We start from the raw sequence: 21,267 nt of genomic DNA on the forward strand, positions 1-21,267 counted from the left end.
CTGGCGCTCAGCGACTAGCTCTCAGCGCGGATGATCGCTTGCTCGAGGCGCTCAACCTTGCCGGTCATCTCCCCGGTGCGACCGGGGCGGATGTCGGCCTTCAGCACGAGCGAGACACGGGAACCAAATTGCCCGACAGCTTCTGTCGCGGCCTTGACGACGGCAAAGACTTCGTCCCAGTCTCCCTCGATGGTCGTAAACATCGAGTCGGTCTGGTTCGGAAGCCCCGAGTCGCGCACCACTTTTACGGCGGCAGCTACGGCATCGTGGACCGAATCGGTTCCGTCGGAACCACCACTGGGTGCGATTGAGAATGCGACGATCATGCTGACTCCTTTGCCGTGGGGCGTTCGAGGGGCGGGCTGTAGGGGGTTGAGAAGAACGGCTGCGGCGTGTGTTCCCCGCTCGCAGACGAGCGAGAACCGAGCCGTACGAGCTGCACGATTGCCCACACCAACAGGGCGAGAAGGAGCACGTTTCGCACTGTCAGGATGGCAACCATGATGGGGTCGGCAGCCAAGAGCTGGTCATAAAAGTACGGATACACCAGTTGGGTAAGGGCAGCGATGACGAGGGCGAGCACCGCGGGCTTCCGGAACCGAAGCGACCCCTCGGCGCGAGCGGTGAGCAGCCCAAGAACGATCGGTACCGCGAGCCAGCCAACAAACTGAGGCGAACCGACCTTATTGACCACGATGAGCGCAGTCACGAGGGCGAGACTCACCATCGAAAAAACGCCAAGAGTTGAGGAGCCCGCGCGCGTTGCTCGCACGCCCAGCACAGCAATAACAAGAATGACCACTCCCAGCAGCGGTGTCATGAGGGCCGCCGCGAGTTGCACTCCAGCTCCGGTCACTTGGAAAGTGAGAATCGAGGCGTCATAGTAAATGAAGGTGTCGGGCACGCCGGCGACGGCCTGCCAGAGCCAGAACGCGGCGACGGGAGATTCAATCTGGATGCCGCGGCCCGTCTGCTCGCTGACAAAGCTGAAGATGTTCATCCCGGAGCCTGCCAACAGCGCGAACACCACGACCGTGGCAGTCGTTCCCGCGGCAGCGATCGCAATGGCCCAGCGATCGCGCAGCGTGATGAACGCCGCGAGCAGGAGTGCTGCAGGCCACACCTTGATCCAGGTGGCACACGCCAACACGATTCCTGCCGCTCGCGGGTGCCTGCTCAGCAGCCGCACTCCGACAAGCGCGACAGCTACCGTCACCGCGTCAATGCGACCGAGCGCAATCGGGCCGAGCGCCAGCAAGAAGACCAGCCACCACCATCCGATAATCACTCCCGCGCGCGAGCGACCCCAGCGGGTGAGAAAACCAAGCGCGACGAGGTTGAGGAGCATCACGAGGGCCAGCCAGGTCGCGCCAATGTGCCCGATCCCGAAGGTGACAGACGCGAGAATCGGCACGATCGCGAGCAGCGGATACACCCACGGCATATCGACGCCCACCACGATGCCCGAGGCGTAGGCCTGCTGCGCCCAGCCGGCGTACACGATAGTGACGTCCCCGAAGGGGTTTCCGGGGCCCTGAAGGTTGAGCAGCCCCAGCACGAGATGCACGGCGATAAAGAGAAGCCAGAGCGCGAAGGCGCTGACGGTGTGGCGGTTCAGCACGCCGCTGCAGAAGCAGGTGCAGTGCCGCCAGCGATCGCCGCAAGTTCCGCGACGATCGGCGGAACGTGAGCACACAGGTCGAGAATGGTGAGCGGGCCGCCAGCGCTGGCGACCTGCGCGGCGCGGCCGTGAACGTAAGACGCGGCGGCAGCGAGCCCCACGAGCTGTGCCGGATCGGCGAGCACCGCGTCACTGTGAGTTGCGACCAGAGCCCCGAGGATGCCGCCGAGAGCGTCACCGGCGCCAGCGGTAGCCAACCAGGCCGGTGCAGCCGCAACCGCGACTGTCGTTGTTCCGTCGGAGATGTACGTCGTGTGGCCCTTGAGCAGCACGGTGCAGCCGAGTGTGGTCGCGGCGGATTGCGCCCAGTCACGCGGCGCCGCAGCGATATCGTCGACAGGTTCGCCAAGCAGCCGGGAAAGTTCACGGTAGTGCGGGGTGATCACCGTCGGGGTGTTCACGCGGTGCACTACGTCAAGGGCTCCCCCGTCGAGCACAATGGGCACGTTCTGACTGATCGCCGCGGCAATGCGTTTCTCAGCATCCGGCTCACGGTCGGCATGGTCCATGCCCGACCCGATCAGCCAGGCTTGCACCCGGCCGTCAGCCATGACCGCTTCGGGGCGACGCTGCAAAATCAGGTTCTCGGCACGCTCAGCACCGAGGTAGCGGATCATGCCCACCCCGGTTCGAGCGGCAGCTTCGACACCGATAACGGCGGCCCCCGGATACTGCGCAGATCCCGTGATCAAGCCAAGCACCCCGCGGGAGTACTTGTCATCAGAGTCCTGGGGCAGAGCGATGTGACGTGCCGCCTCAGCAGCACCCCACATCGGCTCAGTCTCCATGGATGTCAACGATAGTTGAGAACGCCGCTAGCGACGCCGGGTGGCGTCTTGCACTTCGCCGACGAGCACTTCAATGATGTCTTCGAGGAACAGCACACCCGTTGTCTCGCCGGTGGCATCGAAGCTGCGAGCAACGTGCACTCCCGAACGACGCATTGTCGCCAGCGCATCTTCGAGGTCAGTCTCGCAGTACATCGAAATGAGCTGACGAATCCGCTTCGGCGGCACTGGCTCCGAGAATTCACTCTCGTCGAGGTCAATGACGTCCTTCAAATGCAGGTAGCCCGTGGGCTCCCCCGCATCGTTCAGCAGGATGTAGCGCGAAAATCCACGCTGCGCGACCGCCTTTTCGAGATCGGCAGGTGCGGCAGCTTCGGGCAGCGTGACGAGCCCCGACATCGGGATTGCGACATCCCGAACCTTTTTGGAGGTGAACTCAAACGCACCGGTGAGAGTGCCACCGGCATCCATCAGTACGCCTTCTCGCTTCGACTGGGCAACAATCGTGGCGACCTCGTCGAGAGTAAATACGCTGTTCGCTTCGTTCTTCGGCACAACCTTGAAGAGCCGCAGGATGCCGTTCGCGATCGCGTTGAGGGCAACGATGATGGGGCGGAAGACTGTCGCGATGAACACGAGCGGCGGCGCCAAGATGAGCACCGCACGATCAGGAATCGAGAACGACAAGTTCTTGGGCACCATTTCTCCGAGCACGACGTGCAAGAACGAGACAATGATCAGCGCGAGAATAAACGCCACAGTACTGATCAGTTCTTCGCTTAGCCCGGTCAGCGCCAACGGCACCTCGAGCAAGTGATGAATAGCAGGTTCTGACACGTTCAGAATCAGCAGCGAACACACGGTGATGCCCAGTTGGCACGCCGCGAGCATGAGCGTTGCGTGTTCCATCGCCCACAGCGCGGTCTTTGCCGAACGTGAACCGGATGCCGCAAGCGGCTCAATCTGTGAGCGTCGCGCCGAAATGACGGCAAACTCTGCCCCCACGAAGAAGGCATTGATGATGAGTAGAACGAAAAGCCAGATGATTCCCCAGACGTCCATTAGCGCACCACCTCGGCATCGCTTGTGGCGTCAATCGGATCGGGGGTAAACCTCACGCGGTCGATGCGTCGACCTTCCAGTCGTTCAATGCGGAACACTCCGCCGGCGGCGGAGATGGTGTCGCCGGTGCGCGGCACACGGCCGAGTTCGCTCATGAGCCACCCCGCAACCGTTTCATACGGTCCCTCTTCGGGAACTTCAACGCCCGTGCGCTCAAGAAGCTCATCGGGGCGCAGAATTGCGGGGAACGTGAACCAGTCACGAGAACGCACCACATCCGCTTTGGAGCGGTCATGTTCGTCGGACACTTCACCGACGAGCTCTTCCACGAGGTCTTCGAGAGTAGCGACTCCGGCAGTCCCGCCGTATTCGTCAACGACTACAGCCATCTGATAGCCGCGTCCGCGCAGTTCTGAGAGCAGAGCATCCAATCGCATCGTTTCTGGCACTTGGAGCGCTTCGGTCTGCAGCGCAGAAACGGGCACGTCGGCTCGCTTCTTGTGGGGCACCGCAACGGCCTGCTTGATGTGCACAAAGCCCACAACATCGTCGATGCTGTCGTCGATTACAGGGAAGCGAGAAAAGCCGGTGCGCTTGGCGAGGTCAATGACGTCTTGCGCACTGTCGGTGCGGTCGATGCTGTCAACCCGCGGCCTCGGCGTCATCACGTCTTGCGCCGTGTGATCGGCAAAGGCGAGCGTGCGCGCGAGCAGGGTGGCCGTGTCCGCTTCCAAGCTGCCTTGGCTAGCCGAGCGGCGAACGAGGGATGTCAGCTCTTCTGCCGTGCGAGCGCCCGACAATTCTTCTTTCGGCTCGATTCCCACGGAACGGAGGATCGCGTTTGCCGTGTTGTTGAGCAGGCTCACGGCCGGCTTGAACACCGTCGTGAAAAGAACTTGGAATGGCACGACAAATTTTGCGGTGGCGCGTGGCAACGCGAGAGCAAAGTTCTTGGGAACCAGCTCGCCCACGATCATAGAGAGCAGCGTGGCAAAGGTGATCGCCAGCACGCTAGCAAGCACGACCACAACGCCCTCGGGGAGCACTTCGCCGAGCGGAACCGATAGCCAAATACTGAAGGCCGGTTCGAGGGTATAGCCAGCGAGAAGAGTTGTGAGGGTGATTCCCAGCTGGGCGCTCGACAGGTGAGTCGACGTGTGCTTGAGCGCCGCGATTACGGGGGAAAGTCGCTTTTCGCCCCGCTCTTGTCGTGACTCAAGATCGGAACGATCGAGGTTGACGAGAGCAAATTCAGAGGCGACGAAGAAGCCAGTGCCGACGGTCAGCACGAGGCCGGCGGCGAGGAGAAGCCATTCATTCATGACAGTTCACCTCCAGCCGCGGAGGTAGGTAGAGAACGGGCGAGAAACAGGTGATGGTCGCACGGAGAAGGGCCCCGGCGACAACTAGAGGGAGGGTCGTCCATTATGGGCCCAATTATAGGACAGATTCCTTAGGAACTGCCGATCTACTACCAGCTGACGGGCAGGGCTTTTCCCTCCTCGTACCCGGCAGCCGACTGGATGCCCACCAACGCCCGCTCGCGGAACTCCGTCAAAGTGGCCGCCCCGGCATAGGTGCACGAGCTGCGCACCCCCGACGTGATCATGTCGACGAGGTCGTCGAGAGACGGTCGAGCAGGATCAAGATAGATCTTGGAGCCAGAAATCCCCTCAGCAAAGAGTTCTTTGCGAGCGAGATCGTAAGCATCGAGGCCACCAAAGCGAGCCCGCACTGCCTTGGTCGACGCCATCCCCCAACTGGTTTTGTAGAGCGCACCGGCATCATCGTGACGCAGTTCGCCTGGGGCTTCGATCGTGCCAGCAAACCACGAACCGATCATGACGGATGCTGCGCCAGCGGCGAGCGCAAGTGCAACGTCACGCGGGTAGCGCACCCCGCCGTCAGCCCACACGTGGGCGCCGAGTTCGCGCGCGGTTGCCGCCGTCTCAAGCACTGCGGAGAACTGCGGACGACCGACCGCGGTCATCATGCGCGTGGTGCACATAGCGCCGGGGCCGACACCGACCTTGATGATGGTTGCTCCTGCTCCGACAAGGTCTCGCACGGCGGCGCTCGTCACCACGTTGCCTGCAACTAGCGGTACGCCGAGGTCGAGGGCGGCGACGGTTTCGATCGCGTGCACCATGCCTTCTTGGTGTCCGTGGGCGGTGTCAAGAACGAGAGCACACGCACCGGCAGCGACGAGAGCGCGCGCACGCGCCCCAACGTCGCCGTTGATGCCGAGTGCTGCAGCGACGGCAAGCTTGCCGTGGCTGTCGAGGGCTGGTGTGTAGAGCGTCGAGCGGAGCGCACTTGTCTTGCTTGTGGTTCCCACCACTGTCGCGCCCACTACGACGGGCGCGAAGGAGATTCCTCGCTCTACGAGGAGGTCGAAAAGTTCACGGGAGCTACCAAACTCGGCCCGCTCGATCGCCTGCGTGTCAGCGCGAGCGATATCGCCGAGCGCTGCACCGGGCATTGCCGAGGCCAGCTGTTCGGCATCCACGACTCCGGCGAGTTCGCCGTCGTTCAGGAGCACAACCCCGTGCCCTGGCAGCGGAGGCACGAGCAGAAGCGCCTTCTCGACGGCGTCGTGCGGGCTCAAGAAAACTGCCGAGTCGAGGTCGCTTGGCTGATCGCGCACCCACGCGAGGGCGTCGGCCATGTCATCGTCGCTGAGGTCTTGCGGGAGCACGCCTAGTCCGCCGCGGCGTGCGAGGCTGGCGGCCAGCCGTGGCCCTGTCACGGAATTCATGTTGGATGCTACGAGCGGAATGGTCGCGGGCGTTCCGTCACCGGGTGCCAGCGAAACTGCCATCCGACTCCCCACCGCGGAGTGGCTGGGAACCAAAAACACGTCTGAGTAGGTCAAGTCGTGCGTGGGTCTGGTCTCGTAGAAATCCATGGTGACGAGCCTAATTGCCACCAGATGAAAACAATCTGCAGAAAAGTCAGGAAAATAACGGAGATCGCCGCCCCACGACCAGCAGACGCACAACAAAGCGATTAACATTGGGAGGGATGTCTGGCGCGCAGACCGCGCGCCGTTTTTGTGAACACCAGAACTGAAAGTAGGCGGTTTGACGTGTCAGGCCAAGTAACCGGAACCGCAGCGGACGGAGACTCCTCGAGCGACTTCGGGGCCAACGAATGGTTGGTCGACGAGATGTACGAAAAGTACCTCGAAGACAAGAATCTAGTAGCGGAATCCTGGTGGCCCTTTCTCGAGAGCTACCAGCCCTCGGCTGACTTGACTCCGTCAAGCGCTGTTCCCACGTCGACGACTCCGGATGCTCCGGCCGCAGCCCCGGCGACGACGCCCGCTGCACCGCAGCCCGCCGCCGCCGCTGCTTCTCCCGCAGCTCCCGCAGCCGACGCCAAGTCCTTCGTCGATGAGGCGAACCCCAGCACGGGCAGCCAGCCAATCGCCCGCACCACGTCGATTGAGCCGAAGCCACAGCCGATCCCGGCCGAGGCCCCTGCAACCACTCCGATCGAGACCCTCAAGGCCGAGGCCGCTGCTAAGCCCAAGACGGAAAACGCGGTTGCTCCCCTGCGAGGCGCTGCGAAAGCCCTCGCCTCGAACATGGACTCGAGCCTCACGGTTCCGACCGCTACGAGCGTTCGCACCATTCCCGCGAAGCTCATGATCGACAACCGCATTGTCATCAACAACCACTTGAAGCGTGCTCGCGGTGGCAAGGTGTCGTTCACCCACCTCATCGCGTGGGCCATCATCGAAACTCTCAAAGAGTTCCCCAGCCAGAACGTCTTCTACGACGAGCCAAACGGCAAGCCGTCTGTTGTCACTCCGGCGCACATCAACCTCGGCATCGCCATCGACATGCCGAAGCCGGACGGCACCCGTGCGCTTGTTGTTCCCGGCATCAAGAACGCCGAGACCATGGGCTTCGGCGAGTTCCTTGCTGCCTACGAAGATGTGGTGTCCCGCGCTCGCGCGAACAAGCTGACCGGCCCCGATTACATGGGCAACACGATTTCGCTGACCAACCCGGGTGGGATCGGCACCGAGCATTCTGTGCCCCGCCTCATGCGCGGTTCGGGAACGATCGTCGGTGCAGGAGCGCTTGAGTACCCGGCCGAGTTCCAGGGTGCAAGCCTCCGCACCCTCACCGAATTGGGTATCGGCAAGACGGTTACCCTCACGAGCACCTACGACCACCGCGTTATTCAGGGCGCTGGTTCGGGTGAGTTCCTCAAGAAGATCCACGAGCGCCTCATCGGTGCCAACAACTTCTACGAAGACATCTTCGCGGCGTTGCGCATCCCCTACGACCCCATTCACTGGGCCAACGACATCAACGTCGACCTCGCCGACAACATCAACAAGACGTCGCGCGTTCAGGAACTGATTAACTCGTTCCGCGTTCGTGGTCATCTCATGGCTGACACTGACCCGCTGGAGTACCGTCAGCGCTCACACCCTGACCTCGATATCTCGAGTCACGGCCTCACTTTCTGGGATCTCGACCGTGAGTTCGTCACTGGCGGTTTCGGTGGCAAGCGCCAAGCACTCCTGCGGGAGATTCTTGGCACCCTGCGTGATGCTTACTGCCGCACCGTTGGCATCGAGTACATGCACATTCAGAACCCGGAGCAGCGCCGCTGGATCCAGGATCACGTCGAGAAGCCGTACAGCAAGCCTGGCCACGACGAGCAGATGCGCATCCTCGGCAAGCTCAACGAAGCCGAAGCTTTCGAGACCTTCCTGCAGACCAAGTACGTCGGTCAGAAGCGCTTCAGCCTTGAGGGTGGAGAGTCGACGATTGCGCTGCTGGATGCTGTCATCCAGAAGGCCGCAGAAGCAAACCTTGAAGAGGTTGCTATCGGCATGGCCCACCGCGGCCGCCTGAGCGTTCTCACGAACATCGCCGGAAAAACCTACGGTCAAATCTTCCGTGAGTTCGAGGGAACCCAAGACCCCCGCACCGTTCAGGGTTCGGGTGACGTCAAGTACCACCTCGGCACCGAGGGCACCTTTACGGCAGCTGACGGTCGTCAGATCCCTGTCTACCTTGCCGCTAACCCTTCGCACCTTGAAGCGGTGGATGGCGTTCTCGAGGGAATCGTCCGCGCCAAGCAAGACCGTCGCCCGATTGGCTCCTACGCTGTTCTGCCCGTCATGGTGCACGGAGACGCGGCCATGGCCGGTCAAGGCATCGTCGTTGAGATTTTGCAGATGTCGCAGCTGCGTGCCTACCGCACGGGTGGAACCATCCACGTGAACATCAACAACCAGGTTGGCTTTACGACTCCGCCGAGCGAGGGCCGCACGTCGCAGTACTCGACGGATGTTGCCAAGACTGTTCAGGCACCGATCTTCCATGTGAACGGTGACGACCCTGAAGCTGTTGTTCGCGTTGCTGAGCTCGCCTTCGCCTATCGCCAAAAGTTCCACCGCGATGTTGTTATCGATCTGATTTGCTACCGCCGCCGCGGTCACAACGAGGGCGACGACCCCTCGATGACGCAGCCGCTGATGTACAACCTGATCGAAGCCAAGCGTTCCGTTCGTACTCTCTACACCGAGGGTCTCGTCGGTCGTGGCGACATCACTCAGGAAGAGTACGAAGCCAGCCACCAGGACTTCCAAGACCGCCTTGAGCGCGCCTTTGCCGAGACGCATGCCGCTCAGACCGGTTCGATGCCGATCCTCAGCAAGGATGGCAACGGAGTTTCTGACCTTGAGCGTCCCGGCTCGCAGCGCGACGATGCTATCGGAGAGCCCATCACGACGGGCATCGACGAGAGCGTTGTTCACCTCATTGGTGATGCTCACGCGAACCCGCCGGCGAACTTCACCGTGCACAAGAAGCTGCAGGCTCTGTTGAAGAAGCGCACTGACATGAGCCGCAAGGGCGGAATCGACTGGGCATTTGCCGAGTTGCTCGCTATCGGTTCTGTTCTCCTCGAAGGAACCCCGGTGCGCATGGCCGGTCAGGATGCTCGTCGAGGCACCTTCGTTCAGCGCCACGCTGTGCTCCACGACCGCGAAAACGGTCAAGAGTGGCTGCCGCTGCAGAACCTCTCCGAGAACCAGTCGCGCTTCTGGATCTACGATTCGCTGCTCAGCGAGTACGCCGCTCTCGGCTTCGAGTACGGCTACTCGGTAGAACGCGCCGATGCTCTGGTCATGTGGGAAGCCCAGTTCGGTGACTTCGCCAACGGTGCCCAAATCGTCGTCGATGAGTTCATTTCGAGCGCCGAGCAGAAGTGGGCTCAGCGTTCAAGCGTCGTCATGCTCCTGCCGCACGGCTATGAAGGCCAGGGTCCCGACCACTCCTCCGCCCGCATCGAGCGCTACCTGCAGATGTGTGCCGAGAACAACATGATCGTGGCTCGCCCGTCGACGCCGGCATCGTATTTCCACTTGCTACGTCGCCAGGCCTACTCGCGTCCGCGCCGTCCGCTGATCGTGTTCACCCCCAAGGCGATGCTTCGCCTGCGCGGTGCCACCAGCGACGTTGCTGACTTCACGAGTGGTCGCTTCGAGCCCGTTCTCGACGACGTGCGTCTCGACGACAAGTCAGCCGTCACCCGCGTCATCGTGACGTCAGGCAAGACCTACTACGACATTGCCGCTGAGCTCGACAAGCGCGAGATCAAGCACATTGCTGTAGTGCGCATGGAGCAGTTCTACCCGCTCCCCGTTGCCGACATGACCGAGGTTCTTGACAAGTACCCGAACGCTGACATCGTGTGGACTCAGGATGAGCCTGAGAACCAGGGTGCCTGGCCGTTCATCAGCCTGGAACTCCAGCGCCACATTCAGTCGCGTGAGATCAAGCTCGCATCGCGTCCGGCATCCGCCTCACCGGCGACCGGTTCGTCGAAGCGCAGCGCGCTCGAGCAGGCCGAACTGATCGACCACGCGATTACCCAGCCGTAACCGCAACCGCGTTAACCACTAAAGCGGGCATCCTCCGAGGAGGGTGCCCGCTTTCGTGTTCGCGGTGAGCAACCGTAGGCGCTCAGCGCTAGAGAGTGTTTAGGCGCCCGCCAGCTTCGACAAGATCGCGCTGCGCAGATCATCCGGGGCCGTCTCGCGGCAGGCCTGCTTGACCTTGAGCTTCAACGCGAGCGCCACAAGGTGTTCGCTTGAGCAGGACTCGCAGTTGTCGAGATGGTTTGAGACATCCTGAAAGTCGGCCTCGTTGAGTTCACGGTCGAGGTATTCCTCGAGTTCGGCTTTTGCTTTTTCGCAACCGCAGTCGGTCATTTCGTGCTCCTTGATGCTGCTGGCGTGCCGGGGGTGCGGTCACGCGCGTAGTCGGCTAGTAGTTCACGCAACATGCGACGGCCACGGTGCAGTCGACTCATTACGGTGCCTACGGGGGTTTTCATGATGTCGGCGATCTCCTGATAGGAGAAGCCTTCGACGTCGGCGAAGTAGACCGCAAGGCGGAAGTCTTCGGGAATCGACTGCAGAGCATCCTTCACCGCACTGTCGGGCAAGTGATCGATAGCTTCTGCTTCAGCCGACCGCGTCGAGACAGACTGAGTGACGGATTCTGCGCCGCCCAATTGCCAGTCTTCAAGATCATCGATCGTGCCCTGATAAGGGTTGCGCTGATTCTTGCGGTAAATATTGATGAAGGTGTTGGTCTGGATGCGATACAACCAGGCCTTCAAGTTCGTGCCCTGCTGGAATTGTCCGAACGCCTGGAACGCCTTGATGAAGGTCTCTTGAACGAGATCTGCAGCGTCCGTAGGGTTGCGGGTCATCCGCATTGCAGCGCCAAAAAGCTGGTCCATAAAGGGCAGCGCTTGCTCTTCAAACTGTCGTCGCTTCTCGTCAGCGGCAGCATCGGTGGCGCTGGGCTCAACTCTGTCGGTAGTCATTAGCGACAATTCTAGTTCGCTGATGACGGCATCCTGCTGAGTATTCAGTACTACGGTCATACGGGCGCCTCCTCCGTGGGGTCTTAAACGCCGATACTCTTAGTAACTGATGTTCGTATCTAAGTATTCCAACCCAGAGTTCAGCCCGTATGACGACGAGACGGTGCCAGACACCACGGTGCCCGGAAACTGGCCGGCGCCGACCGTCACTCACGCACTCTCCGCATCACTGAGTTTGCCGGGAAGCAAGAGCCTCACGAACCGCGAATTGGTCTTGGCCGCCCTCGCCGATGGCCCATCGCGATTGCACTCGCCCCTTCATTCGCGCGATAGCGCCCTCATGATTCAAGCTTTGCGTGCGCTTGGCGTCGGGATCACGGAGATCCCGACCGGCAACGCCTTCGGTCCCGATCTGCACGTCACCCCGGGCGAACTCGAAGGTGGCACCTCGATCGATTGTGGTCTCGCAGGAACGGTCATGCGTTTCCTGCCGCCCGTTGCGGCGCTCGCCCTGGGACCGGTGGCTTTCGATGGCGACGAAGCTGCCCTTCGTCGCCCCATGCGCACCACGATTGACTCGCTGCGAGCGCTCGGCGTGGATGTGTCCGACGACGGTCGCGGAACCCTCCCCTTCAGCCTGTACGGCATGGGCACGGTTGCTGGCGGCGACGTCAGCATCGATGCTTCGGCATCCAGCCAATTCGTTTCTGGTCTTCTTCTTGCGGCAGCACGCTTTGAGAAGGGGCTGACGCTTCGTCACACCGGCGATAAGCTGCCGAGCATGCCGCACATCGAGATGACGGTCGCATGCCTAGCTGCACGTGGGGTCACGGTGGAGAGTCCGGAACCCGGGGTGTGGGTTGTTCCCGCTGGCCCGATCCGTGCGATCGACGTGGCGCTCGAGCCCGATCTCTCTAATGCCGCGCCGTTCTTGGCGGCTGCGATCGTGGCCGGCGGAACCGTCACGATCGAAGGCTGGCCAGAGTCAACCACTCAGGTCGGTGCTGACCTTGAGCAGCTGCTTCCCCTTTTCGGCGCGACGGTCACGCGCAAAGATGGTGCGCTCACTGTCGATGGCGGCGTAGGCGTCGTGGGCGGCCAGCGCTACCCCGGCATTGAGCTCGACCTCTCTACCGGTGGCGAACTCGCTCCCGCAATCGTGGCGATTGCTGCGCTGGCGTCATCCGCGAGTACGATCACCGGAATCGGCCACTTGCGTGGACACGAGACTGACCGCCTCGCGGCTCTCCGCGCCGAGATCAACGCACTCGGCGGATCCGTCACCGAACTCGACGACGGTCTTCACATTGAGCCGGCCGAACTGCACGGTGGCGTATGGCACAGCTACGAAGACCACCGGATGTCGACCGCCGGCGCCATCATCGGTCTCGCCATTGAGGGCGTAGAGATCGAGGGCATCGAGTCGACCGCCAAGACGCTCCCCCAGTTCCCGGAGCTGTGGCGCACGCTCGTCGGCGACGCACCGCTGACCACCGACACTCTCGGATTGCTCTAACGATGAGTTGGCTCACCGGCGACGACGACGATGACGACCGCAAGTACAGCGAATACGACGAGAGCTCGATTCGCATGCGGCCGAACCCCAAAGCCAACAAGCCGCGAAGCAAGATTCGCCCCGACCACGCCGACGCCATTGAGGGGCGCGTCTTCAGCGTCGATCGCGGTCGCTACGGAATTTGGGTAGACGAGGGCACGCCAGACGAACGCCAAATCATTGCCGCTCGGGCCCGCGAACTCGGTCGCAACCAGCAGGGCAAAGTGTCTGTCGTGACGGGTGACTGGGTCGATCTCGTGGGCGATACGAGCGGCACCGATGGTACTCTCGCGCGCATCGTTCGCATCCGCGAACGCACCACACTGCTTCGCCGCAGCGCCGACGACACGGATGCCGTTGAACGCATCATCGTCGCCAACGCCGACCAGATGCTGATTGTTGTCGCCGCCGCCGACCCGGAGCCACGGCCGCGCCTAGTTGACCGCTATCTCGTGGCGGCCTTTGATGCGGGGATTGATCCCATCCTGTGCATCACCAAGACTGACTTGCAAGATCCGGCGCCGTTCTTGGAGAACTTTGCGGGTCTCGATCTGACAGTGATCGAGAGCCGTTCAGATGAGGTTCCCCTTGACGAGCTGCGCGCGCTCTTGGAAGGCCACACTACGGTTGCGGTCGGCCACTCGGGAGTGGGCAAATCGACGCTCGTGAATGCTCTTGTACCCGACGCTAATCGCGCGGTCGGCCATGTCAATGCGGTCACCGGGCGTGGGCGTCACACGTCATCGTCGACCATTTCGTATCGCGTGGGCACCGGCTGGGTTGTCGATACTCCCGGAGTTCGATCCTTTGGCCTCGGTCACATCGACCCGAGCAAGATCTTGTCGTCCTTTACTGACTTGGCCGAGCTTGCCGAAGAATGTCCGCGCGGCTGCACTCATTTGCCCGATGCTCCCGACTGCGCGATTGCAGAAGCGGTCGCTGGCGGAGCGCTCGGCGAGGTCGGCAAGTTGCGCCTCGACTCGTTCCAGCGGCTCATCACGACACTCGGTTCCGCTAGCGTGTAGTCGTGACCGAATACACTCTCGCCGACGATCTTTCCCTCGCGCTCGCCCTCGCCGGCGATGCTGACCTCATCTCGCTCGACCGCTTCACCGCGCTGGACCTTGAGATCACGACAAAGCCCGACCGCACGCCTGTGACGGATGCCGACAAGGCTGTTGAGCGCAGCATCCGTGCCGGAATTGCTGCTGCCCGCCCCGGAGACTCCATTCTGGGAGAAGAGTATGGCGAGGCCGGCGACTCGAACCGCCAGTGGATCATCGACCCCATCGATGGCACCTCTAACTTTTTGCGCGGCGTCCCCATCTGGGGAACCCTGATTTCTCTCGTCATCGATGGCGTGCCACAGGTCGGCGTTGTTAGCTCTCCCGCTCTCGGCAAGCGTTGGTGGGCAGCAACAGGTCACGGCGCCTTCGCCCAAGCCCACGGTGGCGAGCCTGAACAGATCTCGGTGAGCAAGGTCTCCTCGCTAGAGGCGGCATCCATCAGCTACAACAGCCTGCCGGGCTGGGATGAAGCTGGTCGCCTCGATGCTGTTGTTGCGTTAACTCGTGCCACGTGGCGTTCGCGCGCGATCGGCGATATGTGGGCGTACATGCTGCTCGCCGAAGGCGCGCTCGACGTCGTGGGCGAATTCGACTTGAAGCCGTATGACATGGCCGCGTTGATCCCCATTGTGTTGGAGGCGGGTGGTCGTTTCACTTCTGTTGAAGGCGTTCCGGGACCGTGGGAAGGTAACGCTCTGGCAACAAATGGCGTACTTCATGACGAAGTTCTGGGGTTTTTGGGCTCTCACTAAGGTTTCGCCCGCTTCTGTTAGCTGTGAATACGCTGAGTTTCACTAAGCTTGACCAGAACGAAGCGTGACTACCTCAGACGAAAGAGACCCACTTCCATGACGACAGAGAACATCTGGCGCCGGACGCTCGCCATCGCCACCATTGCTGTTGCAGCAGTGGCGCTCAGTGGCTGCAGCATCCTCGATCAAGTTACCAACCAAATTTCGGATGCCGTCGACCCCGGAGCCGGCACCACGCAAGACATCTTCAGCCTCGTTATTGGCGACTGTGAAGTCGGCAACCAAGACGGTGGCGAAGTTTCCAGCACCAAAACCGTCGACTGCGCGGAGCCGCACGATGCTGAGGTCTACGCTGCGTCCTACATGGCCGAGGGCGACTTCCCCGGTGACTCCGCAATCGAAGATCAGGCGACGGCTGACTGCTACGCAGAGTTCGGAACCTTTATTGGCGCGGACTACGAAGACTCGGTCTACGACTTCTCCTGGTACTACCCCACTGAGGGCAGCTGGTCAGAGGGCGACCGCGAAATCTTGTGCCTCGTCTATGACCCCTCAGGCAACCAGATCAGTGGTTCGCTCGCAGGTGCAGCAGAGTAATTTTCTTACCCGTTCGGCCGACCAAGACACCGTCTTTGTCGGCCGTTCTGGCGTTAACGGGAAGAACTGAGAGCATGGGGACGTTGCATCCGGTATCCGGATAAGAAACGCTGGAGCACGTCGATACGAAAGTGGTAACGGATAATGAAGATCGAATTCCCCGGCTCCAACGGTTCCATGCTGGCGGCGCGTCTCGACCTCCCCGATGGCGCTCCTTCTGCTTTCGCCCTTTTCGCGCACTGCTTCACGTGCTCGAAAGACTCATTCGCTGCCTCACGCATTTCGAAAGCACTTGTTGACTACGGCATCGCCGTATTGCGTTTTGACTTCACGGGCTTGGGCGGCTCCGACGGTGATTTCTCGAATACCAACTTCAGCTCGAACATCGACGACGTCGTCGCCGCCACCGAATACCTCGGCACCAACTACCGTGCGCCTACGATTCTTATCGGGCACTCACTCGGTGGAGCCGCCGTGCTCGCTGCCGCGCACCGCATGCCGTCGACTCGTGCTGTCGTCACACTCGGCAGCCCAAGCGATCCGGCGCACATCACGAATCTCTTCGCCCACGCCAGCGCCGAGATTGCGGCTGCGGGAGAAGCAATGGTTCAGCTGGGCGGTCGCGAGTTCCGCATCCGCAAGCAACTCCTCGACGACATCGCCGCCCAACCGCAGTCCGCTCGATTGCGCGATCTTGATGCCGCCCTGTTGGTTATGCACTCCCCCATCGACCAGACGGTGGGGGTCGACAACGCGCGAGAGATTTTCGAAACAGCGAAGCACCCCAAGTCTTTTGTGGCGCTCGATGGCGCGGATCATCTCCTGAGCAATCGGGACGATGCTGCTTTCGCGGCGAGCATGATCGCGGCGTGGTCAGCTCGCTACGCTTTCGACGGCGCGGCGGCTCCTCAGCCGACAAAGAGCGACACTGGCACAAAAACCGCTGCGGTTGTCAACCCGAGCGCGGTTGTTACTGCCGACGGCAGCTCGGTGATCGTCACCGAGAGCGGTCCGGCGCGCTACGAACAGCGAGTATTCGCGTCGGGGCACGAACTGATCTCTGATGAGCCTGCACCGCTGAGCGAGAATCATGGCGCTGCACCGTATGACTTCGTCTTGGCTGGTCTCGGAAGCTGCACCTCCATCACGATCAGGATGTACGCCGACCGCAAGAAGATGCCGCTGAAGTCGGTAAGCGTGCGCCTCACTCGCGAGCGGATCGATGCGGCCACGTGCGAGCACTGCACCTCAACCGAGGGCATGGTCGAGCATTTCACTCGTGAGCTCACCTTCGAGGGTGAACTCACCGATGAGCAACGAGCTTCTCTGCTCGTCATTGCCGACAAGTGCCCTGTACACCGCTCTCTCGAGGGCGAGATCTCGATCACGACTACAGAACGCTCCTCGGTTCACTAGCCCTCTCGGCATCCGAGGGTTACAGTAGTTAGGTAAGCCTAACTTTTAGTGAAATGAGCCGGCGCCCGCGCCCATCGCCTATGACAATTGAACGTGACTCCGTCAAGCATCCCCTCGTTATCCGCCACCTGACGGTCAGCGCCGTCAGCCACCCGGCGCCGTCGATTGCGCGCATCACCCTCAGCGGTGATGAACTCGCCGGATTTGTCAGCAGCGGCCCCACCGACCACGTCAAGGTATTCTTTCCCGATCCCGCAACCGGCGTGCTCACTGCACCCACGATGACCGCCGATGGAATCAAGAAGCCCAAGGGCGAGGGCAAGGTTATTTCGCGTGACTACACCCCGCTCGGCTTCCGCAGCGATGCTGGTCGTCACGAGCTCGATATCGACTTCGTCGTCCACGGTGATGAGGGGCCTGCCTCCGCCTGGGCCGGCTCAGCCGCCGCTGGCGACAGCCTCGTGATCGCGGGCCCGCGCGGATCACGACTGCTGCCTGTTGGCGCAACCCACGTCATCCTGATCGCGGACGAGACTGCGTTTCCTGCAGCCTCGCGCTGGATCGACATGCTCCCCACCTCGGTAAACATCACCGCCCTGTTCGATGTCGCCGACGACAGCCTTGAGAGCTACTTCAGTGACGAGCAGAAGGCTCGAATGGATGCCGAGTGGTACTACCGTCGCGACGGCCTCGGCCAGCTGGAGGCTGCCCTCCGAGCGCTCGGCGAAATTGGTGAGTCGACCTTCGTGTTCCTCGCCGGCGAAGCAACCACACTTGTGCCGCTCCGCCGCTACTTGCGTCGCGAGTTGGGATTGCCCAAACAGCAGGTGACGGCCGACGGTTACTGGCGTCGTGGCGTGACGAACGCTGACCACCACGAGCCGATCGACCCCTCAGACCCCGAGGACTAAACGGTCTTTGCGAGCGTGCGTTTCTCGCTGAGAGGCCCGGCACGCATGCTCGCCTGAGCACAACCCCGGCGCGAGATTGACGGGTCTGCGAGGCAGGCTCAAGTGTATGCTGATGGCACAAGTGAACAGCCGTCATTCCGCTGCGGGAGAGTCCTTCCGATCGATGGTTGGCGCCGTAGGAGCAAACCCTCTCCGGGAATCTCTCAGGCCCCAGTACCGCAGTGGATAGGCAACTCTGAAAAGTAGTCGGCCCTGCCCGACTCGCCGACGGGGCAACGCAACGCCACAAGCGTGCGGAAACTCTCAGGCCCAATACAGAGCGGAGAGGACTCAACGACGCCCGCACGACGCAGTGTGGTGAAGAAACGGAGTCACCGTGGCCATTCGCAATCTGACCCCCCGAACTGAAGTACCGACGCCCTCGCTCGAAGAAGTGCCCCTGAGCAGCTTCGATCTGTTCACTGTCGGCATCGGCCCTTCCAGCTCGCACACCGTCGGCCCCATGCGCGCGGCTGCGTCCTTCGCCGCTGATCTTTCCGAACACGGGATGCTCGACGCTGTCGCCACTCTCAGCGTTCGCCTCTACGGCTCTCTCGCCGCAACCGGTGCTGGCCACGGCACGATGAGCGCGGTGCTCATTGGCTTGGAGGGAAAGCTCCCCGACCAGGTTCTCCCCGCCGAGATGGACCAGATTCTGGCCCGCATCGAAGAATCCGGGCTGCTGCACGTGAGCGCGAGCCGCGACGTGCCATTCCGCGAATCCGATATTGCCCTGCACCCGCTTACCGTGCTTGACGGGCACCCCAATGGCATGCGTTTTGCAGCATACGATGCGGATGGCGCCGCAATTCTGGAGGCAACGTACTTCTCGATCGGTGGCGGTTTCATCTATCGTGAGGGCGACAACCGTGATGGCAGCTCCTCTAGCGGCCCAGCCGCCGTCGCGGATCCGCTGCCGTTCCGCACTGCAGCGCAATTGCTCGCGCACTGCCGCACCGAGGGGCTCAGCTTCAGCGGTGTGATGTTGCGCAACGAGTTGGCCCGCCGCCCCGAGTCTGAGGTGGTTGCTGGCCTCCTGCACATCCGCGATGTCATGGATGAGTGCAAGAACAATAGCCTTGAACGCACCGGCAACCTCCCCGGCAATTTGAAGGTGCGTCGCCGGGCTCCCGAGTGGCACCGACGCTTGCGCGAAGAAGACCCCAACCGCGATCCGAACTTCTGGCAGGAATGGGTCAACCTCGTTGCCCTTGCCGTCAACGAAGAAAATGCCTCGGGTGGCCGGGTCGTCACTGCCCCCACTAACGGTGCTGCCGGCATCATCCCGGCTGTGCTGTTTTATGCGACCCACTATGCGCCTGGCATGAAAGATGCCGACCAAGCGACGAAGGATGACGCTACCGTTCGCTTCTTGCTGGCCAGCGCGGCCGTGGGCGTGCTCTACAAGCGCATGGCTTCGATCTCGGGCGCCGAGGTCGGATGTCAGGGCGAGGTTGGCTCGGCCTCCTCTATGGCGGCTGCGGGGCTCGCAGAAATTCTCGGTGGAACTCCCGCACAGGTCGAGAACGCGGCCGAGATCGCGATGGAACACAACCTCGGCCTCACGTGCGATCCCATTGGCGGTCTCGTACAGATCCCGTGCATTGAACGCAATGCGATTGCTGCCTCGAAGGCGATCAACGCTGCAAAGATGGCGTTGTGGGGCGATGGCGAGCACCGTGTCTCGCTCGATGAGGTCATTATCACCATGGCCGAGACCGGCAAGGATATGAGTTCGCGCTACAAGGAAACGTCGATGGGTGGCCTCGCCGTCAACGTCGTCGAGTGCTAGCGCGCACGAAAATACCGCAACGACAGCGCGCTAGCGAGCGGCGCGGAGGTAGCGCAGCAGCAGTGTTCCGTCGGGCGCGGACAGTGCGTGCGCGAGCGACATATTCTGCGGTGTCGCATCCGCCGCATCCACAATTCGCCGAGCAGACCCGCCTTCGAGCCGCGGGCTCACGGTGAGACAGAGTTCGTCAACAACGCCCTGAGCGATCATGGTCGCGAAGAGTGTCGGACCGCCTTCGCTGTGCTGCTGCACAAGTCCGCGTTCCGCGAGAAGGTGTTTCATCTCGACGGTATCTACGGCAGCGTCTCCCGCAATGATCACGTCAGCAACCTCTTCGATTCGTTTGCGGCTCTCCGCGGGTGCGCTCTCGGTGGTCACCACGAGGGGGCGCGTCGCATAGCTGCCCAGGTCTCCCGGCTCCAGCCGCAGTGATGCCGTCACAATGGCAAACGGTGGCTGAGCGGCGAGTCCTTGCGAAGTCCGCCAGCCGGCAGATTCCTCGTCGAGAGCGAGGTTGCGGTAACCCTCCTGGCGCACTGTCCCTGCGCCAACGACGATGACATCCGCAAGCCGTCGAAGCAGCCCGAAGACACGACCGTCTGAGTCCGTGCCAAGCCCACCAGACACTCCCTCGTGGGTGGCAGCGCCATCAATGCTCGACACGAAGTTCGCGCGCAACCACGGCACTGATCGATCAGCCACCGCGTAGCTCGCGAGAAGTTGCTCGTCGGTGAGCGGCGCCCCAGCGCTGAGGGAGTGAATTTCGGATGCGTCGGCCACAGTGCCTACCTTTCGTTGATGTCGGACATGTTGTGCTTCAGCAGCGCGGGTTCGCGGAGCCCCAGAATGGCTTCGGTCATGCGCACGGCCGCAACAGTTTCCGCTACTTCGTGAACTCGCACGACCCGCGCGCCATTGAGGATGGATGCCACGGCGGCAGCCAGTGAACCTTCGAGGCGTTCGCGCTTCGGCTTATCAAGCACTTCGCCGATGAAGTCTTTATTGGAGAGAGCGACGAGGGTCGGCAACCCGAGTTCGGTGATTACATCGAGGCGACGGGTGAGTTCGAGACTATGCACGGTGTTTTTGTTGAGGTCGTGACCGGGATCGACAAACAATCGCTCGTCGGGAACGCCCGCGGCACGAGCCTGTTCCACTCGGCTCTGAAGAAAGTCACGCACTTCTGTCGCTACATCGTCGTACTGCGGCCGCGCGAACTGGGTGCGTGGCTGCGCCCGCGAATGAACAAGAATGAGTGATGCATCGCTGGCGGCAATAACGCCGGCGAGGTCAGGGTCGCTCAAGCCCGTGGTGTCATTAATCACCGTGGCACCGGCCGCGATACTCCGGCGAGCAACCTCAGCATGGAAGGTGTCGACCGAGATCACGACGTCGGATGCTTCGCGAAGCGCCTGCACTACGGGAACGACGCGCTCGCACTCCTCCTCGACACTCAGCGGGTCGCCCGGAGCGAACGGAACGCCGCCGATGTCGATCCAATCGGCCCCCTGCTCGACAGCCCGCAGCGACGCGGCAACAGCATCCTCGAGCGCGTAGTTGGTTCCCGCATCGTAAAAGGAATCGGGCGTGCGATTCACGATCGCCATCACCGCAACGTTGCGCGAGAAATCAAAGGTTCGATCGCCAATAGTCCGTCGTGGATTCCGCAGCGGCGGGAGGTCAAAACTCATACTCCCCATACTGGGCGACGATGCTGACAAGTGCATCTCAACCTCGCCGG

At 61.8% G+C, this 21,267-nt stretch carries 18 protein-coding genes and 1 riboswitch; of the genes, 8 read left to right on the forward strand and 10 right to left on the reverse strand.

Annotation, left to right across the window (positions count from 1 at the left end):
- Positions 1-14 precede the first annotated feature (14 nt).
- The 6 genes from I6E81_RS14030 to I6E81_RS14055 all read right to left on the reverse strand — a co-directional run bounded on the left by I6E81_RS14030 (position 15) and on the right by I6E81_RS14055 (position 6,439).
- Positions 15-326 carry a thiamine-binding protein gene (locus I6E81_RS14030; RefSeq protein ID WP_100389925.1) on the reverse strand — a complete coding sequence of 104 codons (312 nt, stop codon included), beginning with the start codon at positions 324-326 and terminating at the stop codon, positions 15-17.
- Positions 323-1,621 (reverse strand): glycosyltransferase 87 family protein, encoded by a 1,299-nt coding sequence (locus I6E81_RS14035; RefSeq protein WP_197108988.1) that lies wholly within the window; start codon positions 1,619-1,621, stop codon positions 323-325. The genes I6E81_RS14030 and I6E81_RS14035 overlap by 4 nt, the downstream gene beginning before the upstream one ends.
- Positions 1,615-2,469 carry an ADP/ATP-dependent (S)-NAD(P)H-hydrate dehydratase gene (locus I6E81_RS14040; RefSeq protein ID WP_197108989.1) on the reverse strand — a complete coding sequence of 285 codons (855 nt, stop codon included), beginning with the start codon at positions 2,467-2,469 and terminating at the stop codon, positions 1,615-1,617. Before I6E81_RS14040 ends, I6E81_RS14035 begins: the two co-directional genes overlap by 7 nt.
- Positions 2,470-2,496: 27 nt before the next feature.
- Positions 2,497-3,531, reverse strand: coding sequence for a hemolysin family protein (locus I6E81_RS14045; protein ID WP_197108990.1), 1,035 nt, complete (start codon positions 3,529-3,531; stop codon positions 2,497-2,499).
- Positions 3,531-4,853 carry a hemolysin family protein gene (locus tag I6E81_RS14050; RefSeq protein WP_197108991.1) on the reverse strand — a complete coding sequence of 441 codons (1,323 nt, stop codon included), beginning with the start codon at positions 4,851-4,853 and terminating at the stop codon, positions 3,531-3,533. Before I6E81_RS14050 ends, I6E81_RS14045 begins: the two co-directional genes overlap by 1 nt.
- A 149-nt stretch (positions 4,854-5,002) precedes the next feature.
- On the reverse strand, positions 5,003-6,439 hold the full coding sequence (locus tag I6E81_RS14055) for a GuaB1 family IMP dehydrogenase-related protein (protein ID WP_197108992.1): 1,437 nt from the start codon (positions 6,437-6,439) through the stop codon (positions 5,003-5,005).
- 180 nt (positions 6,440-6,619) lie between these two features.
- Between I6E81_RS14055 and I6E81_RS14060 the strand changes: the two genes are divergently transcribed.
- Complete coding sequence (locus I6E81_RS14060; RefSeq protein ID WP_197108993.1) at positions 6,620-10,444, forward strand: multifunctional oxoglutarate decarboxylase/oxoglutarate dehydrogenase thiamine pyrophosphate-binding subunit/dihydrolipoyllysine-residue succinyltransferase subunit; 3,825 nt, start codon at positions 6,620-6,622, stop codon at positions 10,442-10,444.
- 99 nt (positions 10,445-10,543) lie between these two features.
- Here the strand turns inward: I6E81_RS14060 and I6E81_RS14065 are convergent, their stop codons facing one another.
- Entirely contained in the window at positions 10,544-10,774 is a 231-nt protein-coding gene (locus I6E81_RS14065; protein WP_197108994.1) for an anti-sigma factor, read from the reverse strand.
- The gene (locus tag I6E81_RS14070) at positions 10,771-11,397 is read right to left on the reverse strand and encodes a sigma-70 family RNA polymerase sigma factor (RefSeq protein ID WP_231601028.1); all 627 of its coding nucleotides are present in this window, start codon (positions 11,395-11,397) and stop codon (positions 10,771-10,773) included. The genes I6E81_RS14065 and I6E81_RS14070 overlap by 4 nt, the downstream gene beginning before the upstream one ends.
- 109 nt (positions 11,398-11,506) lie before the next feature.
- Here I6E81_RS14070 and aroA point away from each other — a divergent pair, with 109 nt between their 5' ends.
- The 7 genes from aroA to I6E81_RS14105 all read left to right on the forward strand — a co-directional run bounded on the left by aroA (position 11,507) and on the right by I6E81_RS14105 (position 19,526).
- Positions 11,507-12,913 carry a 3-phosphoshikimate 1-carboxyvinyltransferase gene (gene aroA, locus I6E81_RS14075; RefSeq protein WP_197108995.1) on the forward strand — a complete coding sequence of 469 codons (1,407 nt, stop codon included), beginning with the start codon at positions 11,507-11,509 and terminating at the stop codon, positions 12,911-12,913.
- 2 nt (positions 12,914-12,915) lie between these two features.
- Positions 12,916-13,977 (forward strand): ribosome small subunit-dependent GTPase A, encoded by a 1,062-nt coding sequence (rsgA, locus tag I6E81_RS14080; RefSeq protein WP_197108996.1) that lies wholly within the window; start codon positions 12,916-12,918, stop codon positions 13,975-13,977.
- A 2-nt stretch (positions 13,978-13,979) separates the two neighbouring features.
- Entirely contained in the window at positions 13,980-14,771 is a 792-nt protein-coding gene (locus I6E81_RS14085) for an inositol monophosphatase family protein (protein WP_197108997.1), read from the forward strand.
- 96 nt (positions 14,772-14,867) lie between these two features.
- Positions 14,868-15,368, forward strand: a complete 501-nt coding sequence (locus I6E81_RS14090; protein ID WP_197108998.1) for a septum formation family protein — start codon at positions 14,868-14,870, stop codon at positions 15,366-15,368.
- A 144-nt stretch (positions 15,369-15,512) separates the two neighbouring features.
- On the forward strand, positions 15,513-16,784 hold the full coding sequence (locus I6E81_RS14095; RefSeq protein WP_197108999.1) for an alpha/beta fold hydrolase: 1,272 nt from the start codon (positions 15,513-15,515) through the stop codon (positions 16,782-16,784).
- A gap of 80 nt (positions 16,785-16,864) precedes the next feature.
- Positions 16,865-17,695 (forward strand): siderophore-interacting protein, encoded by an 831-nt coding sequence (locus tag I6E81_RS14100; protein WP_197109000.1) that lies wholly within the window; start codon positions 16,865-16,867, stop codon positions 17,693-17,695.
- 133 nt (positions 17,696-17,828) lie between these two features.
- Positions 17,829-17,924: riboswitch (glycine riboswitch) on the forward strand.
- 204 nt (positions 17,925-18,128) lie between these two features.
- Complete coding sequence (locus I6E81_RS14105) at positions 18,129-19,526, forward strand: L-serine ammonia-lyase (RefSeq protein WP_197109021.1); 1,398 nt, start codon at positions 18,129-18,131, stop codon at positions 19,524-19,526.
- Between the two features lie 30 nt (positions 19,527-19,556).
- Here I6E81_RS14105 and I6E81_RS14110 read toward each other — a convergent pair whose 3' ends face one another.
- A complete protein-coding gene (locus I6E81_RS14110) occupies positions 19,557-20,306 on the reverse strand; it encodes a pyrimidine reductase family protein (RefSeq protein ID WP_197109001.1) in 750 nt (249 codons plus the stop codon).
- 5 nt (positions 20,307-20,311) lie between these two features.
- Complete coding sequence (gene folP, locus I6E81_RS14115) at positions 20,312-21,217, reverse strand: dihydropteroate synthase (protein ID WP_197109002.1); 906 nt, start codon at positions 21,215-21,217, stop codon at positions 20,312-20,314.
- Positions 21,218-21,267: the final 50 nt, after the last annotated feature.

Origin of the sequence: Salinibacterium sp. NG22 (genome assembly GCF_015864925.1) — a bacterium.
GTDB lineage: Bacteria > Actinomycetota > Actinomycetes > Actinomycetales > Microbacteriaceae > Rhodoglobus.